Below are 1,254 nucleotides of genomic sequence, written 5' to 3' on the forward strand. Positions count from 1 at the left end.
GATCCGCCGTAGACGCTTGCGTCCCGCCAGCCAGGTGTCCAGCCACTCCGCCACGGTGACCTTGGAGTTCAGGGACTGCCCCGTCTTGAAACGGCGCCGGGTTTCGTCGTAGTCCGGGATCGGGTCCTTGTCCTTGACGCAGTTCTCCAGGAGGTCGCTGATCTGGGTCTTGCCCCAGGCGTCGTCCTCCTCCTCGGGAATGGCCATGAGGGCACGGACTTTGTCCAGCTCCTCCTGGGCCTTGGCGGAGGTCTCGAAACCACCGCGACGGAAGCGCCTGCGACGGCCGTCCTGTGCGGGGTCGAGTTCCTGGGCGGCGGTCCAAGTGCCGTGCCGTCGCGAGGACTTGAGCTTGGGGCAGGAGGTGCCGTACTCCTTCTTGGTTTCCGGGTCGGTGCAGCGGCACCGTCGTATGAGGTTGCCGTTCTTCACTCGTCGTTCTCCGGGCGGGTAGGCGTCTCGGGCTCGTCGACGAAGGTGAGCTCGTCGGGCAAGGCCGGAGGTGCGAGTTCGCGGTCGCGCATCCGCCCTCGGAACGCGCGCAGCTCCTGGCAGTCCTCGAACGCGTGCTCCTCGTAGCCCTGGGCGCGCTGCAGGAGGGTGGCCCTGCGGGTCCGGTCCAGGGTGGTGCTGGCCGCTCGTCGCCTCTCCCTGGCCAAGGTGTAGGAGGACAGTGCGGCAGCCACCAGGTCGCCGTGCTGGCGGAAGACGTCGAGGACGTCTCGGGCGGTGCCGGCGGGGGCGGGTTCGTCCAGCGGCGACTCGCCGGTGAACCACGCGACCGCGTCCCACGTGGACACCTCCCGGCCCGGGAGGACCTCGACCGTGGCCGAGGAACCGAGCGGGAAGAGGAGAGTCACTGGAGGGACACCCAGGACGTCGGCCAGGACGACGATCTCCGCCACTGTGACGCTGGTCTTGCGCCCGGACTCCAGGTTCTTCAGGGAGTGCTCGGTGAACTCCGGCAGGCCGCGATCGGCACACCCCTGGGCGACCTCGGCCATGGTCAGGGCGGCCGCCTTGCGCGATACCCGCACGCGTTGGGCGATCCGACCGGTGAACGCTGCCGACCATTGATCAGGTGCCATGGTGACACGTTAGGCATGTAAAAGGTGCTGCTGCAACTCCATGATAGATCTGAAGTGTCACTGGAGCACGAAGAATTCCATTGATGGCATCATGACGACACTCAACTCGTGTCGCGAGGCGCGAGGGCTGACGAGCGACGAGCTGCGCGGCCTTCCTGCCGCGATC

General features: G+C 67.2%; 1 protein-coding gene and 1 pseudogene. Both read right to left on the bottom strand.

The window, feature by feature from the left end:
- Nucleotides 1–432, bottom strand: a pseudogene (locus ACFWI9_RS34425) (site-specific integrase); the annotation flags it as partial.
- A complete protein-coding gene (locus tag ACFWI9_RS34430; protein ID WP_387169265.1) occupies nt 429–1,088 on the bottom strand; it encodes a helix-turn-helix domain-containing protein in 660 nt (219 codons plus the stop codon). The gene ACFWI9_RS34430 and the pseudogene ACFWI9_RS34425, both read right to left, overlap by 4 nt.
- Between the last annotated feature and the right edge of the window lie 166 nt (nt 1,089–1,254).

The organism is Streptomyces sp. NPDC127084, from assembly GCF_042724175.1.
Lineage (GTDB): Bacteria > Actinomycetota > Actinomycetes > Streptomycetales > Streptomycetaceae > Streptomyces.